The sequence below is a fragment of the Pseudomonas sp. SL4(2022) genome (assembly GCF_026625725.1).
GTDB lineage: Bacteria > Pseudomonadota > Gammaproteobacteria > Pseudomonadales > Pseudomonadaceae > Aquipseudomonas.
Map to the genome: position 1 here is coordinate 127732 of NZ_CP113060.1, position 15860 is coordinate 143591.

The 15860-nt window shown below is 60.6% G+C and carries 14 protein-coding genes, 1 tRNA gene and 2 pseudogenes; 7 read left to right on the plus strand and 10 right to left on the minus strand.

Features of this window, described 5'->3' with window-relative positions; genetic code table 11:
- Positions 1–4 precede the first annotated feature (4 nt).
- Positions 5–811 (minus strand): MOSC domain-containing protein, encoded by an 807-nt coding sequence (locus OU997_RS00660; protein WP_267808540.1) that lies wholly within the window; start codon positions 809–811, stop codon positions 5–7.
- Between OU997_RS00660 and OU997_RS00665 the strand changes: the two genes are divergently transcribed.
- The gene (locus tag OU997_RS00665) at positions 810–1289 is read left to right on the plus strand and encodes a DUF1499 domain-containing protein (protein WP_267808541.1); all 480 of its coding nucleotides are present in this window, start codon (positions 810–812) and stop codon (positions 1287–1289) included. The genes OU997_RS00660 and OU997_RS00665 overlap by 2 nt on opposite strands.
- A 17-nt stretch (positions 1290–1306) precedes the next feature.
- On the opposite strand, the gene OU997_RS00670 is transcribed toward OU997_RS00665, so the two are convergent.
- Positions 1307–2242, minus strand: coding sequence for a chemotaxis protein CheV (locus tag OU997_RS00670; RefSeq protein ID WP_108487842.1), 936 nt, complete (start codon positions 2240–2242; stop codon positions 1307–1309).
- A gap of 150 nt (positions 2243–2392) precedes the next feature.
- A pseudogene (locus OU997_RS00675) lies at positions 2393–3233 on the minus strand (diacylglycerol kinase family protein).
- Between the two features lie 224 nt (positions 3234–3457).
- Between OU997_RS00675 and OU997_RS00680 the strand changes: the two are divergent.
- Positions 3458–4156: a pirin family protein gene (locus OU997_RS00680; RefSeq protein WP_267808542.1), complete on the plus strand. Its 699-nt coding sequence runs from the start codon at positions 3458–3460 to the stop codon at positions 4154–4156.
- 166 nt (positions 4157–4322) lie between these two features.
- Here the strand turns inward: OU997_RS00680 and OU997_RS00685 are convergent, their stop codons facing one another.
- Genes OU997_RS00685 through OU997_RS00695 form a run of 3 tightly spaced genes read right to left on the minus strand, consistent with a single transcriptional unit; the run spans position 4323 to position 9084 of the window.
- A complete protein-coding gene (locus tag OU997_RS00685) occupies positions 4323–5882 on the minus strand; it encodes an FGGY-family carbohydrate kinase (protein ID WP_267808543.1) in 1560 nt (519 codons plus the stop codon).
- Positions 5879–7486, minus strand: a complete 1608-nt coding sequence (locus OU997_RS00690; protein ID WP_267808544.1) for a glycerol-3-phosphate dehydrogenase/oxidase — start codon at positions 7484–7486, stop codon at positions 5879–5881. Before OU997_RS00690 ends, OU997_RS00685 begins: the two co-directional genes overlap by 4 nt.
- Before the next feature lie 2 nt (positions 7487–7488).
- Positions 7489–9084 (minus strand): FAD-binding oxidoreductase, encoded by a 1596-nt coding sequence (locus OU997_RS00695; RefSeq protein ID WP_267808545.1) that lies wholly within the window; start codon positions 9082–9084, stop codon positions 7489–7491.
- A gap of 337 nt (positions 9085–9421) precedes the next feature.
- On the opposite strand from OU997_RS00695, the gene OU997_RS00700 reads away from it, so the two are divergent.
- Positions 9422–10444, plus strand: a complete 1023-nt coding sequence (locus OU997_RS00700; protein ID WP_108487429.1) for an AraC family transcriptional regulator — start codon at positions 9422–9424, stop codon at positions 10442–10444.
- Positions 10445–10551: 107 nt separating this feature from the next.
- Here the strand turns inward: OU997_RS00700 and glp are convergent, their stop codons facing one another.
- Positions 10552–11766, minus strand: a complete 1215-nt coding sequence (glp, locus tag OU997_RS00705) for a gephyrin-like molybdotransferase Glp (protein WP_267808546.1) — start codon at positions 11764–11766, stop codon at positions 10552–10554.
- Positions 11763–12302 (minus strand): molybdenum cofactor biosynthesis protein B, encoded by a 540-nt coding sequence (moaB, locus tag OU997_RS00710; RefSeq protein ID WP_090248092.1) that lies wholly within the window; start codon positions 12300–12302, stop codon positions 11763–11765. The genes glp and moaB overlap by 4 nt, the downstream gene beginning before the upstream one ends.
- A 68-nt stretch (positions 12303–12370) precedes the next feature.
- Between moaB and mobA the strand changes: the two genes are divergently transcribed.
- The 3 genes from mobA (at position 12371) to OU997_RS00725 (ending at position 13455) form a co-directional block, all read left to right on the plus strand.
- Positions 12371–13000 (plus strand): molybdenum cofactor guanylyltransferase MobA, encoded by a 630-nt coding sequence (gene mobA / locus OU997_RS00715; protein ID WP_108487427.1) that lies wholly within the window; start codon positions 12371–12373, stop codon positions 12998–13000.
- 26 nt (positions 13001–13026) lie between these two features.
- On the plus strand, positions 13027–13248 hold the full coding sequence (locus OU997_RS00720; RefSeq protein WP_108487426.1) for a YgdI/YgdR family lipoprotein: 222 nt from the start codon (positions 13027–13029) through the stop codon (positions 13246–13248).
- Positions 13249–13378: 130 nt separating this feature from the next.
- Positions 13379–13455 (plus strand) — tRNA-Pro (locus OU997_RS00725).
- A gap of 97 nt (positions 13456–13552) precedes the next feature.
- Here OU997_RS00725 and OU997_RS00730 read toward each other — a convergent pair.
- Entirely contained in the window at positions 13553–13795 is a 243-nt protein-coding gene (locus OU997_RS00730; protein ID WP_108487425.1) for a glutaredoxin family protein, read from the minus strand.
- A gap of 49 nt (positions 13796–13844) precedes the next feature.
- Positions 13845–15002 (minus strand): DUF5610 domain-containing protein, encoded by a 1158-nt coding sequence (locus tag OU997_RS00735; protein WP_108487424.1) that lies wholly within the window; start codon positions 15000–15002, stop codon positions 13845–13847.
- A 395-nt stretch (positions 15003–15397) separates the two neighbouring features.
- Between OU997_RS00735 and OU997_RS00740 the strand changes: the two are divergent.
- Positions 15398–15847 (plus strand): annotated as a pseudogene (locus tag OU997_RS00740) (OprD family outer membrane porin); the annotation flags it as partial.
- Positions 15848–15860: the final 13 nt, after the last annotated feature.

A 15860-nucleotide genomic window follows, 5' to 3' on the forward strand; every position in this document is an offset into this window, starting at 1 on the left:
CTTTCTAGGCCAGCACTTCTACCGGCATACCCAGCGTCAGTGGCCCTTCGCCACAGGCGATCAGGTTCTGCCCGAAATACACCTCACCATCACGCTCACGGTAGGTTTTCAGGGTGATCAGCGGTTCGCGATCGGCGCTGCGCTCCCCTGTCTGCGGGTCGAGGGTGGTCATGATGCAGCGCGAGCAGCCCTTGACCACTCGAAACTCCAGCTCACCGATACGGATGCGCGTCCAGCTGTCTTCGGCATAGGGCGCTGCACCACTGACCACCAGATTCGGACGGAAACGCAGCATCGGCAATGGTCTGCCCACGCGCGCCGAGAGATCATCCAACGAAGCCTGACCGATCAGCAGCAGCGGGAAACCATCAGCGAACGCTACCTTCTCGCCCACTTCGGCATAGGCCGTATCGACCTGCCGCGCGCGCGGCTCCGAGACCTGCACCAGGCGGCAGGCGCGACCGAGAAACCGGCTCAACCACTGAGCCGCCTGATCACCGGCATCCGGAACCTGCAGGCTGTCACGCCATATGGTCACCCCGCGCAGCGGTGCCTGGGCGTCCGGCATCGCCACCGGCAGATCAGTCATACCGGGCGCACTCAGCTGCAGGTGCGTACTGTCCAGCCAGCGCGCCTGCAACTGGGTCATCTGTGCCAGCAGACGCTGAGTAAAGAAGCGTCCTGTTTCTGCATCGACTACCATCCAGCGACGATCACCCTGCACGCCCAATGCGTCCAGCATCGTTTCATGCAGCGCTTCACCCGCTGCTGATTTCAGTGGATAACGGTACAACCCGGAGAGATGCAACATGAACCCAGCTTCCCTTTGGCAAAAAGCACTTATACGAGTAACCCGCCGTGCTCACAAGCCTGCCTTAACCTTACCGCTCCTGGTGGTGCTGAGCGCCTGCAGCGGCACACCCCCTGAAAATCTGGGGCTACACAATGGCCGTCTGGCTGCCTGCCCGGACTCACCGAACTGCGTCAACAGCCAGGCCAACGACCCACGCCACGCCATTGCGCCACTGCCTTTGAAGGGCACGCCTGAGCAGACACAGGCGCAGTTAAAGAGCGTACTTGACAGCGAGCCACGGGTACGTGTGGTGGAGGAAGCGCCGGGATATCTGCGCGCCGAGTTCAGCAGCAGATTGATGAGATTTGTCGATGATGTGGAGTTCAATATCGGCGCAACAGCTGTCGATGTACGCTCTGCGTCACGCCTGGGCTACAAGGATTTTGAGGTCAACCGCGAACGCATTGAACACCTGCGCCAGCGCCTGAGCGAATAGCACAGCACTGACCAGAGTTACTTCTGCGGGTGGATCAGCGCCAAGCGCTCGTGCACCACATCTACCAGTTTGTCCGGCTGGAACTTCGACAGAAAGCTGTCGCAACCGACTTTCTTCACCATGGCCTCGTTGAAACTGCCGGACAGCGAGGTATGCAGCACCACATACAAGTCCTTGAGACGTGAGTCATTGCGGATTTCTGTAGTCAGGCGGTAGCCATCCATCTCGGGCATTTCCGCATCGGTGATCACCATCAGCAGCTTCTCGTGCACATCCACTCCGGCGTCAGCCCAACTTTTCAGCAGGTTGAGGGCGCGCAGACCATCGCTAGCGGCATGGCAACGGATATCCAGTTGCGCCATGGTGCCCTTGAGTTGGCTCATCGCCACGTTAGAGTCATCCACCAGCAGCACCTCACGTCCGCGTGCATGCTCAAGCAGCGGATCAGCGAGTTTTTCAGGGGACACCTTGGTGCTCATCGGACTGATTTCCGCCAGCACCTTCTCCACGTCAATGACTTCAACGATCTGATCCTCGACCTTAGTGATCGCGGTCAAGTAATGCTGCCGCCCTGCTCCGCCCGGTGGCGGCAGGATGGATTCCCAGTTGAGGTTGAGGATGCGCTCAACTCCACCCACCAGAAAGGCCTGCACCGAGCGGTTGTATTCGGTGACGATGATGGTGCTGCGCTCATCCGGCACGATTGGGCGCATACCGATGGCCTGGGATAAGTCGATCACCGGCAAGGTCTGCCCGCGCAGGTTGACCACCCCGCAGACAAACCGATGGCGCTGCGGCATCAGGGTCAATTTGGGCATCTGCAGGACTTCCTGCACTTTGAACACGTTGATCGCAAACAGCTGCCGGCCGGTGAGGCGAAACATCAGAATTTCCAGGCGGTTCTCGCCCACCAGCTGGGTGCGTTGGTTCACTGAGTCGAGAATGCCGGCCATCATGCGCTCCTGTTTACTTATTGATCTAGCCTAGCTCAAATAGCCATGAGCGGTGTATCGACCAGATACCGCATATCTGAAGGCGGATAACGCAGCACCATCATGCGTCAAGCACAGCGCACTGCGCTCGCCAGCCCCATGCCACACCGCCTAACCCTCAACCAGAGGAGAATGCACAGGCAAATGCATGACTAACGCCGCGGGCAAGACCACAAGGCGTAGCTTACGACTTTCCATGGATTCGCCGTCGAGATTGAGGTCAAGACCTTCCGGTGCGTCCACGTCCAACCAAGGCAGCCGAGCACTAATGGACACGCTGTGCAAACCATTGATGCCAGCCGACAGCAAGGTACCCAGGGTGCCGACCACATCAGCAGCAACCGGCACAATGCAGGTATCCGGCAAACCATCGCTGACCTGCCCTGAGTGCACAACATATGCCTAACACCGACCTGACGGCCATTACCAATACCGCGGGCAAGAAAATCATCGTTCAAGTGAAAGAAAGGCCCTGTGAACCCGCCAAAGGAGGAGCGTACCTAGGCCAAACGAGCCAGTCCGGTGAGGAAATATGCCGCGCCGCCAAACAGTCGCTTAAGCGCTTCCGGCGTGTTGACGCGGACATTCGAGCCAAAACCGCCAGTAGCCCTGTTTAAAAATCTTGTCTTCAACTTCGTCCAGATCTATCGAGTCGGTTGGTCTGTCCAACAAAGCCAAGGCAGCCCATGGCTCAAGCGGTATACCGGCAGCACGGGCAAATCATGGGCCGCGCCCAATGGCAACAGCGCCATGGCTTCAGCCACTTCGCGCGGCGTGCCATCACCCGCAATCGGGGGCGGATAACCTACCTGCAAGGCCTCCTTAACCAGATACTGCACATCGCCGCCCTCCAAGGTCACCCGCACATCCAGCTGCCAGCCCTACTCACGGCGCGCCTGTACGGCAGCGCGTACCTCGGCATAAAAAACTTACTGCCATGCAGAATCAGCAGCGCTTTACGTTATTGCACTCAAGACATCCCTTCACGCGTCAAGATAAAGATTCAGCAGCAGGACTGAGGCTGCGCCAGCCTGCAAACGACGATATACATCTAATAATTAGATTAATATTCTCAATATTTACGCATTTTCAATCGCATCGATTTATTGGATCATCCTTTCATCGCCAATGAACACCGCTGCTGAAAGCCGGTGTTCCTTAAATGAGGATATGCAGATGATCGAAGTACGCCCCTTCGCCGAGCTCGGCGGTGCCCATCACGGCTGGCTGAATGCCCGTCATCACTTTTCCTTTGCCGAATACTATGACCCGGCGCGCATGAACTGGGGGCCGCTGCGGGTCTGGAACGATGATGAAATTGCACCGCACACCGGCTTTCCAACCCACCCGCACCGCGACATGGAAATCATCACCTATGTACGCCAAGGGGCCATCACCCATAAGGACAACCTGGGTAACCATGGCCGTACCGAAGCTGGTGATGTGCAGGTGATGAGCGCCGGCACCGGAATTGCCCACAGCGAATACAACCAGGAGGACACCACCACCAAGATCTTCCAGATCTGGATTCAACCCAACCAGTGGGGCCTGCCACCGTCCTGGGGCACCAAGCCGTTCCCTAAAGGTGAACGTGCCGGTACCTTCGTCACCCTGGCCAGCGGCTTTGCCGAAGACCAGGACGCCCTGTCGATCCGCACCCATGCGCGGATGGCCGCGGCCACCCTGCAAGCGGGCCAAAGCACCGAGTATCCGATTGGTGCTTCTCGCAAGGCGTATCTGGTGGCCGCCAGCGGCAGCATTGAGGTCAACGGCGTCAGCGCCCAAGCCCGTGATGGTGTGGCGGTCAGCGATGTAGAAGTGATCCGGGTGACCGCTGTCGAAGACAGCGAAATCATCCTGGTGGATGTGGCCTGACCCATCACTGCGGAACCTGTCCAAAGGCTCGCGCTAGAGCCCTGCAAGGCGCTACGTTAGTAACAGCCTCCGGCTGGTCAAAACAGGCGAGGAAGCGGAGTGTACGAGTTGTACATGAGCATTCCGAGCCTGTTTTAACGCAGCAGGGCCGACGCGCAGCAGCCTTTTACGCTGGATAGCCGGTGATTTTGCGAATCGTCTGATACAGCGGCTTCAGCTGCTTGTACATGCGCTGATAAACCTGCGTGTACAGCTGCTGATAAGTGCGCTGTGCCTCCGCATTAGGCTCGAATACCTGACCCACCCGGGTCATCGCAGCAATGGCTGTTGGGTAGTCCGGGTACAAACCCAGCCCGACCGCACAATTGATCGCCGCGCCCAGGCCGCTGGTTTCATACAGATGCGGACGCTCGGCCGGCAGGCCGAAAATATCGGCCGTCAGTTGCATGGCCGCATCACTCTGCGAGCCACCTCCGGAAACCCGCAGGCGGGTGATTCGCGTGCCCGAACGCTTCTCGATCTTTTCCTTGCCTTGACGCAGTGCGTAGGCCAGCCCTTCCAGAATCGCCCGGTAGATGTGTGCGCGGGTGTGTACGTCACCAAAACCGATGATCGAACCCTTGGCCTCCAACCCCGGTTCGCGGATACCCGGCGACCAGTAGGGCTGCAGCATCAGGCCCATGGAGCCGGCCGGTACGCTGTTGACCAGCTCATCGAACAGCGCCTCGGGCTCAACGCCCAGCGCCTTGGCCCGCTGCATTTCGCGCAGACCGAATTCCTGTTTAAACCAACTGACCATCCAGAAGCCGCGATAGATCATCACCTCGGTGTTGAAGTGATCGGGAATCGCCGACGGGTATGGAGGAATCAGCGGGATGGTTTCCAAGTACTGACTACGCGTGGTGTTGATGGTCGCCGTGGTGCCATAGGAGAGGCACGCCATGCTCGGCTCCACGCCTCCGGCACCCAGCACCTCACAGGCCTTGTCAGCGCCCGCCGCAATCAGCGGCAGACCTTCGGGAATCCCGGTATGGCGGCTGGCCGCTGCGCTGATATGCCCAAGCAATTCGCCGGGCTTGCGCAGCTCCGGCAGTTGTTCGCGCCGCACCGGCATGGCCTGCCATTTCCAGTCGCCGGGCTTGGCCCACTGCAAGCGTTTGTAGTCGAACGGCAGGTAAGCCACGCAGCTGGTCAGCGAGTCGACAAACTGGCCGCACAGGCGGTGAGTAAGAAAGCCCGAGAGCAGCAGCACCTTGTGCGTCTTGGCCCAGATGTCAGGCTGGTTCTGGGCGACCCAGTTGACCTCAGCCTGGGCGCGAAAATAGTCGACCGTGGCTTGTACCCCAGCGATCTTGAACAGCCAGCCCCAGGGACCGGTGATCCGTCCTTCGACCTTGGCCTGACGCTGATCGAGCCAGAGCATCGCGGGTCTCAGCGGCTGGCCTTGCGAGTCAACATTGATCAGGGTGCCACGCTGGGTAGTCAGCGCCACCCCCGTGATCAGGCTGCGGTCGATATCCACCTGCTGCCACAACTGCGCGCAGGCTTCACCGAGGCTGGTCCAGTAGTATTCCGGGTCCTGCTCGGCCCAGCCGGGTTGCTTGGAGTAATAGGCCTCAAGTTCCACCTTGCCCTTGCCAAGCAGGTTGCCCTGAAGATCAAACAGCAGCGCCCGAATGCTCTGGGTGCCATTGTCGATGGCCAGCAGATAACTGTTCTCGCTCAAGACGCCGTCCTTCCTCGTGATCCATCTTCTGCCGGCAGGCTGTAGCAGCGCTGCCAGAGTTGCCGATAAGCCTGCTCTTCCTGCTGCCAGCGCGCGTCATCCCACCCCAGACGGTGCTGACACAACGCGCGAATACGTGGCAGTTCGTCGGCCGCACCGCGTGCCAACAGCAGACCCAAACGGGTACGGCGCAGCAACAGGTCATCCAGATGCAGCACCAGCTCCTGTTCGGCTGCCCAAGCCAGTTCGGCCCACAGCGTATCCGTGCCGGCCACCAGCTCGACACCCAGCTCATCGACCAACGCCAGCACCTGCGGCAGCGCACGGCCATAACGACCGATCAGGCGTTTCTGCTGAGCAGGGCTTAACTGCGGCATCGGCTGCTGGGGTACAACGGCAAAGGTCGCTGCACCTTGATCATCCACACTGCGCCCGACCATCGGTGCACAGGCCTGCAACACTTCCAACGCCAGCAAGCGGAAGGTGGTCAGCTTGCCGCCCGCCAGGGTTACGCAACCGGGTTCCACCCAGAGCGCATGCTCACGCTTTTCATCCGAGGGTTTGCGCTCCGACGCGCCATCGCTGACCACCGGGCGTACCCCGGCCCAGGTCGAGAGCACATCCGCCGCCGTAATCTCGGCCACTGGAAACTGCTGGGCACAGGCGGCCAACAGGTAATCGACTTCATCCGGGCTGATTCGCGCTTCTTCGGCCAATGGCGCCGGGTGATCCAGATCAGTGGTGCCAATTACCGTTGCGCCTTCCCACGGGAAGACAAACACCGGGCGCTTGTCCGCCGCATGCATAAAGCTGAACGCATGGGCCACCGGAAGGCGCCAGGCCGGCACCAGCAGGTGGCTGCCGCGCAGCGGACGGATATGTTCCAGCCCGGTCTTCTGCCGCAGCTGATCGGCCCAAGCACCTGTGGCCTGCGCCACCGCGCGGGTCTTGAAGCCATGGCGCAACCCCGTCTCACTGTCTTCGGCGAGCAGGCCGGTGACGCGTCCGTCTTCGCGCAGCAACTCGACCACGCGCATGCCGTTGAGCGCTTCACCGCCCTCGGTACGGGCCTCGCCCAGCACGCGCTGCACCAGCCGTGCATCGTCGGTCACCGCATCGAAAAAGCGCGTACCGCCGAGCAGGCCGTCTTCCTTGATGCCAGGTGCCAGGTAGCGCAATTGCTGCAGCGGGTAGTACAGATGATTGCGCTTACCGGCCAAGGCGTCATACACCGCCAGCAGGCCGCCGAATACCTTGGGGCCGGGAAAGCCGCCCTGGTAGTGGGCCATGATAAAACTCAAGGGATCGACCAAGCCCGGCGCTTCCTGCAACAAGCGCTGGCGCTCGCGAACCGAATCGCGGGTCAGGCCGAACTGGCCCTTGGCGATATAACGCAACCCGCCATGCACCATCTTCGAGGAGCGACTGGACGTGCCCCAGGCAAAGTCGCGCTGTTCCAGCAGCAGGCATTTCCAGCCGCGCCGCGCCGCTTCACGCAGAATCCCGGCACCGCTGATGCCGCCACCGACGACGATCAGGTCCCAGTCGCGTGCAGCCAGCTCAGGCAGTGCCTGTTCACGCCAGGCGGCGTTCCACTGGCTCATCATCAATCCTGCAGCAACACGCCAGGTGCCAGGCGCTGCTCGGGGTCGAAGTGCCCGGCCAATGCCTTGAGCGTGGCCATACCCAGCTCGCCCTTCTCCACCGGCAGGTAAGGCGCGTGATCGCGGCCGACACCATGCTGATGACTGATGGTGCCGCGGTTCTCGGCGATGGTCAGGCTGGCGGCATGCTTGAGCTTCTGCCAGCGCGCCATGGCCTCGGCGTAGTTCGCACCCGGGCGGAACACGTAGGTGGTGTAGATGCTCGAGCCTTCGTTGTAGACGTGGGACAGGTGGGTAAACACATGCACCTGCTCGCCCTCTTCGCTCAAGCCGTTGCGCAGGCTGGTTTCGACCTTGTTCAGCAGGTTGTCGACATTGCTCCAGTCGGTGGCGGTTTCCAGGGTGTCCACCGCATAGCCAGCGGCCCACAGGCCATGGCGCAGGTAGGGGAAACGGAAGCGGTTTTCTGCCCATTTTTTGCCCAGCAAGGTGCCGGTAAACACGCCGTCAAAGCGCTTCAGCAACGTCTTCGCCTGCTTCAGCGAGGCGGCGTTCTGTGTGCGGCTACCGGTTACGCCGAAGGTCAGCATGCACTTGCCCTCACGCGCGCCGCGCAGTGCCAGGTATTTCTCCAACCAGGCGATCTGCTGCGGATGACCGGCCAATGCAAGTTGAGTTTTAGTCTCGATGGCGTTGGACAGGCGCAGCATCGACAGCGGCACCCGCGCCTGAGCCAAGCTGCGAATGGCGCTCAGCGCTTGCTGCCAGTCGGGCAAAAACACCGCGTAGAAATTCTCCTGCTCGGCCAGGCGGGTGATGCGCACCTTGACCTCGGAGATGATGCCGAAGCGCCCTTCGGAGCCCATGAGGATTTCGCGCAGGTCCGGGCCGGCGGCTGAGGCCGGGAAGGTTGGAATCTCCAGGGTGCCGGCAAAGGTCTCGACCTTGCCGCCGGCAAACAATTGCTCGATGCGCCCGTAGCGCAGCGACTGCTGGCCACTGGAACGGCTGGCGACCCAGCCACCCAAAGTCGACAGCTCCCACGACTGCGGGAAATGGCCGAGTGTATAGCCCTGCGCGCGCAGCTGGCTTTCCACTTGCGGACCATTGGCGCCAGGGCCGAAGGTGGCGATTAGGCTGTCGTGGTCGATCTCGATCAGCTTGCTCATGCGTGCCAGCGACAGGGTCAGCACCGGTTTGCTGCCGGCCTGCGGGTTGATATGGCCGGCCACCGAGGTACCGCCGCCGTAGGGAATCACGATCAGGTCATGCTGGCTGGCCCAGGCCAGCAACTCGCGGATCTGCGCGGCGCTTTCCGGATAGGCTACGCCATCGGGGAACACCCCGAAATCGCCGGAACGCATCGCCAGCCAGTCCGGCAGGCTCTGGCCACGGGCGTGACGCACACGGTCTTCGGCATTCAGGCTGATCAGCGGATGGGCCTGCAGACGCGAGGCCGGCACCTGCGCCAGCACCTGTTCCAGGCTAGCATCAGCAAGCACCTGGCCCGGTCCGACCAGTTCGGCCAGAAATGCCTCGCCATGAGCCGGCAGCTCCACCACGGTTGCTTCATCACCCCAGCCATTCCAACGTCGCATCTGTGTCTCCCGGATATTTCAGTCACCCTTGATGGCTGCCTATACTAGCGAGCCGTTGCAGGGCGTCACTGTCTGATCGAGCCAGGCGTTATCGCCAATCAAGACAATCAAAATAAGAACCTGTCTCGGATCTGCTGCGCGTCGGCGATACTGCGTTAAAAATGACCTCGGAAGCCGCTAGCGGCTAACGCACTTTAGTGCGGCTTCGAAGGAGCGAGTGAAACGAGTAATGCTCATTTACAGCTCGTAAACTCCGCTTCCTCGGCCATTTTTCCTTGTCTCGCTCTAGCTCGCGCGATCCGAAACAGGCTCTAGGAACTCAGAATAAGAACAGCTCATGGAAAACCTCGGCTATACCTCCGTCCCCTCCCTGCTCAAATACCTGCGCCATGCCGAGCAATTGGGTGTGGACATCGACCAAGCCTTGGCCGCCGCCGGTATCAAGGCCGACGAGTTGACCGACAACAGCAAGCGCCTCCCCAGTGAAACCCACGAGCGCCTGCTCGGCCACCTGTTGCAGGTCTCCGATGACCCGCTGTTTGGCCTGCACTGCGCGCGCTTTGTGCAGCCAGGCTCATGGAGTGTGTTGGGCTATATCACCATGAACTGCGCCACCCTCGGTGAGGCCATGAGCCGCATCGTGCCTTACGAGAAACTGGTGGGCGATATGGGGGTCAGCCGAGTCGAAGCCGGCACAGATCACGTTCGCCTGATCTGGACCTGTCGTCATCAGGCTGAGCCAATTCGCCGGCACATGGTGGAGAACGTACTGGCCTCCTGGCTACTCTATGCGCGCTGGATCTCCGACTCAGACAGCTCGCCGCGGGAGGTGTGGTTCGAGCACGCCCTGCCTGAGGGGGCGGATTTGGCGGAGTATCAAGCGATTTTCGGCTGCCCGATCCGCTTCGAGCAAAGCTGCAATGCGCTGATCGTGCCGCTGGAATACCTCGCCGTGCCGCTGCGCCAGGCCGATGCCAACTTGCTGCGCACCTTGGAAGAACATGCCCTCACGCTGATGGCCGGGCTGGACGACAACGAGCCGCTGCCACACCGGGTAAAGAACGCCCTGCGCCTCCTGCTCAAGCATGGATTGCCGCGCAAGGAACGGGTGGCAGAGAAATTCAACATGACGGTGCGCACCCTGCAGCGCCACCTGCAACTGGCCGGCACCAGTTACCAGCAGATTCTCGATGAATTGCGCCAGGAACTGGCCGAGCACTACCTGCTGCGCAGCGACCTGGCGATACAGGACATCGCCAGCTACCTGGGCTTTACCGAATCACGCTCCTTCCACCGCAGCTTCAAGACTTGGACGGGGCAGACGCCGGGCGAGTTTCGCGAAAGCCGGCGTACGGGTTAACCCGCTTGGTTGATGGTTGAAACGCCATCCAGCTCAGTGCCACGCGCCAAGCGTAGGGTGGATGACGCTGTTTTCATCCACCACAAGGAGACAGCAGGTGCGCCGCCCTACCCGAGGATTTCACTCAACGGAATAAAGCGCAGACTATCGCCCTCGGCCAAGGTGGTATTTTCCAACACTTCGGCAAGCCCCTCAGCCCAGGCCGCGCTGCGCAGCACCCCGGAGCTCTGGTTCGGGTAAGGCACCACCCGGCCATTTTCCAGGCGCGCGCGCAGGTATTCACGGCGGTTGCCCGGTTTGCTCCAGGTGAAACCCGCGGGCATCGGAAAGCCCAACGGTTCGACCCGCTGCACACCTAGACGGCGCAACAGATAAGGCCGCGCCAGCAGGCCGAACGTCACCAGGGTCGAGGCCGGATTGCCCGGCAGACCGATCACTGGCACACCGCGAAATTGCCCACAGGTCAGCGGCTTGCCCGGTTTGATCGCCAGCTTCCACAGCGCCAGCTCACCCTCTTCACGCAGGGCCATACCGAGGAAATCCGCCTCGCCCACAGACACGCCACCAGTGGAGAGAATCAGGTCAACATCACTCAACGCAGCCAGCGCCGCACGGGTCTGTTGCAGGTCATCAAGCAGAATGCCGCCATCCACCACCTCACAGCCCAGACGCTGTAGCCAGGCGATCAGTAAACGGCGGTTACTGTTGTAGATCTGTCCTGGCCCCAGCGACTGACCAGGCTCGACCAGCTCATCGCCGGTGGACAACACAGCCACCCGCGGCCGCCGGCGCACCGTCAATTCGGCGCAACCCAGGGAAGCCGCCAAGCCCAGTTCGATCGGGCCTAAACGAGTACCGGCCGGCAAGACGGAATCGCCAAGACGGGTTTCCTGACCCTGGGCACGCACGTTCTGCCCGCGCTTAAGCGGCTCGCTAAAGGCGACTCGGCCATCTTCACCGAGCACGGCGTTTTCCTGCATTTCCACCGTATCAGCGCCGGCTGGCAGCGGCGCGCCGGTAAAGATCCGCGCACAGGTGCCGGGCAGCAACGGCTGCGGCGCAATGCCGGCCTGAATGCGCTGGCTGACGACCAGCGGCTCACCCTTCCAATCGGCCAGGCGCAGGGCGTAACCGTCCATGGCGCTGTTGTCCCAAGGCGGCAGAGCCAAGCCGGCCACCAGCGGCGCAGCCAAAACCCTGCCCGCGGCATCGCTCAAGGCAACTGGTTCGGTCTCAACAATCGCACTGGCCTCGGCCTGCGCCAGCAAACGCGCCAGCGCCGCCTCGACGGGCATCAATCCGGGTTTGTCACAGCAGCTCATCCACGGCTCTCGCAGGCGGCCACCGACTTGAGGTGCGGAACGAAATTGCACGGGCGATGACGGTTATCCAGCTGTTCGCCAAGAATACCGTCCCAGGCGGTGCGGCAGGCGTTGGTCGAACCAGGCAGGCAGCACACCAGCGTGCCGTTGGCCAGGCCGGCCAGAGCGCGGGATTGAATCGTGGAAGTGCCGATATCAGGCACGGAAATCTGCCGGAACAGCTCACCAAAACCATCGACCTGTTTGTCCAGCAAACAGCTCACCGCTTCCGGGGTGCTGTCGCGGCCGGTAAAGCCGGTACCGCCGGTAATCAGCACCACCTGCACCTGATCCTCGGCAATCCAGGTGGCGACCTGGGCGCGAATCTTGTAAAGATCATCCTTGAGCAAAACCCGAGCGGCGAGCTGATGGCCGGCCGCCTGCAGGCGATCAACAAACAGCTGGCCGGAGGTGTCAGTCTCTAGGCTGCGGGTGTCACTGACGGTCAACACCGCAATATTCAAGGGCACGAAATGTGCCTCGGCCTTGTGGTTCATGGCAGGCTTCCGGTTATGGGCGATAATGCCCGCCGTTATATCACAGGCCCGCCGCTGGAGGCTCCGCCATGCCCGCCCCCGATAACCTGCCCGGCTGTTCCGTATTGCTCCTGGCGGGTGGTCGCGGCCAACGCATGGGCGGTGCCGACAAGGGTTTGCTCGACTGGCAGGGCCGCCCACTGATTGCCTGGCTGCATGAGCGAGTACGGCCGTTGACCGACGACCTGCTTATCTCCTGCAACCGCAACGCCGAGCGTTATGCGCCCTTTGCTGATCGTCTGGTCAGTGATGAGGCCGCGGATTATCAAGGCCCGTTGGCAGGCATTCGTGCTGGTCTGCGTGTGGCCCGACATGCCAACCTGCTGATCCTGCCGTGCGATGCGCCACAGCTGGACAACGCACTGCTTCAGGCCCTGCTGAGCCAGGCCGGTGAGCGCGCGGTGGTGATCCGCCAGGGCGAGTTTCTCGAGCCGCTGTTCAGCATCATCCCCTGTACGTTGCGAGCGGATCTGGAGCGCGCCTGGCAGGCCGGAGAACGCAGCCCGCAACGCTGGTTGCGCAGCCTGGCCCCCCTGACCATCGACTGCCTACCCGGTGATCAGCGCCTGGCCAATCTGAACACCCCGGAGCTGCTTGCAGCGGCTGATCAGCCACCGCCAGGGAACTTGGCTGGAAAAGTTTCGTCACACGCAGGGTAAAAATTCTATCAATCAAGGAGAACCCTATGACTCAGCGGATTATTCCGGCATTGCTGCTAACCCTGGGCCTGCTCGCGCTGACAGGCTGCGCATCACCAGCGGTCATAACCCTCAATGACGGCCGCGAAATCCAGACCATCGACGAGCCGCATTTCGACAAGCATTCGGGCTTCTACGAATTCGAACAACTTGATGGTAAACGCGCCAAGGTCAACAAAGACCAGGTACGTACCGTCAAGGAACTCTAAGCTCAGCTCCCAGACGCTTGCACAAGTGGCGTCTGGGTCTATCACGGCCTCTCCAGACGGCATTTCGATAGAAAAATTAAGCGCTAACCCCTTGTGCAGTAAAACTTTTTCAGTACAATCTCGACGCATTCGGAGTGTAGCGCAGCTTGGTAGCGCGTCTCGTTCGGGACGAGAAGGTCGCAGGTTCGAATCCTGTCTCTCCGACCAAACCGCATAAAAAAACCCGCTTTAAAGCGGGTTTTTTTATGCGTATCAGAAAACACGTTACGACCTGCACCTACTCCAGAAAGACTGCGTCCAGCGTTCAGAAAACACGCAAAAAATCGACAATCTGCTCAGCCTCAAATGGCCAACTGAGCTCGGCACCCGTATCAACGCGGCGCAACACAGGGATGCGCAGACCGTAGTCAGCAACCCAGTGCTCCTTATCAGCAATATCGATCAGCTCGACCAGCAGCCCCTGTTCGACAAAGGGCATCAGCAGCGCCTCAGCCACTTCACAGAGATGGCAGCCGAGTGTGCCGAGTAACTGACATTCCGGAAGCATCTGCCTCCCTCCAATCATGATCGGAAGGGCAGTCTAACATTGCCTCGGGCTAGGCACTCAGTGACTTGCTGCCATCCAATGCCTGGGGGAGAAGGTTTTGCAGGCCATCCAACAAACGGCTGTTGAGCTGCTCAGCCTTATCAAGACGACCGCTGTCGAAGCGTTCATCCAGCGAGAAACCGCCTTTGAGCAGATCGAGCAAACTGCCTTTGGCACCACCTTCTTCGGTCAACTGACTGGCACTGCGCAACGCTTCAAGCAGACCCTGGGCGTAATCCATCAGTGAAGCATTGACTGCGCTGGCCGCCTGACCGCCATCCTGAGCCACCGCACTGTATGCATCAGTGGCCTGGCGCACTGTGGTTTGAGTCAGGCGTAAGGACATCGATGCCAGCTGTTCGCCATCCATGTCCAGTGCCATCGCACGATCAAAGGCACCTGACAAATCGCCAGCGTAGAATTTGTCGGAGAGTTCCTGCACCTGACCGAACAGTTTTTCCAGTGCACCGCGCTCCTCATCGTCCAACTCGCCTTCCACACTGACCTGCCAGGCACCGATCTGCAGGCTGCCGGACTGGCTGCTGGCGACCAGTGCACTGCTCGCGCCATTGCTACTAGCGGCCACTGCACTCTGCGACCAATTGGCTGAAGCCTGGGCAATGGATATACGCAAACGATCACCGTCACGAGTCGTCACCTCCATATCGAAGGTTTCTGCCTGCGCAGCAAAGCGCTCGCGGTAAGCGGCCGCAGCAACAGTGCCAGAGCCGGCGGGCGTGGACGGTTTGAAGCGGTTATCCAGGGCACTGAAACCATCCTGGATTTTCTGGTAGGTGTCGTCGATATCGCTCGCCACCTTGCCTTGCAGCACACCCATGCCGTCGAGAATCTTGCGGGCTTCGGCAAAGCCCTTTTCCACACCACTGCGCGCCTGCTCCAGCAAACCCTGCAGCTTGCTCGGATCCGCTCCAGCCGCTTGTTCACTCTGCAAGCGCTGCTCGATAAAGCCGAGAATCCGCCCGGCAACTTTCTCCGGGGTGTAGTCATTGGCTTTACCCGCCAGGGCGCCGGGTTCAAGACCAAGGCGTTCGGCAAGACGATTGGCCAAGGTGGCCTGTGCATCGGCAGCCGAATTGCGAACGGACGGCTGGGCAGTGGCCGCAGCAGAACGGGATGGGGAGGATGAAAGCGAGGCCAGCGGATTCATGGCAAAGTACCTGGGCGGTGTATCTGACTGGTTGGCGGCCGCCAAGGGGGAAACTTTAGCGCCAGCCTCACCCAACCGATCAACGGCATAGTTCGCCTACTAGAGCGGTTGCTCACACGCGCCTGCGCTGCTCTCGCTGAGATATCGGCCGACGGGCCGAGCAAAGCCTAAGAGCCACGGGCTGTCACCCCATGTTTTATTGCGCCTCGCCGTAACAGATCGGCCATAAAGCCGACCCGCACACACGAGGAGCTAACAATCATGACTCAATCTCCCCTCGCCCGTGCTGCGGCGCTCGCCACACACACTGGGTACCTGCCTCACCCTGCCATCGCTGGCCCAAGCAGAATTTATCAAGGACAGTAAAGCCACAGTCGAAGCGCGTAACGCCTACTTCAACCGATGAAAGCCGCAGCAACATCGATATCAAAGCGTTTGGGCCGATGGTCACCTAAGGCATTCAGGGCCACAGCTTTGACCTGGGCTACCAGAAAATGAGCGGTGACACCGGCTTTGCCTACATCAACAGCACCGACCCGTTCCTGATCAACTATGTGCAGATCAGCGACTTTGCCAACAAGAACGAAAAGTCCTGGCAGGTGCGGTATGACTTCAACTCCGCCGGCGTCGGCATTCCGGGGCTGACGTTTATGACCCGTTACCTGACTGGTGACAACGTCGAACTGGCCGCCAACCGCTCCGAAGGCAAAGAGTGGGGACGCAACACCGAGCTGATGTATGTGTTCCAAGAAGGCGCCTTGAAAAATCTGGGCGTTCGCTCGAACGTTGCCAACGACCTCGATGAAAACCGCCTGATCGTCAGCTACACCCTGCCGCTGTTTTAAGCCTCAACACTTA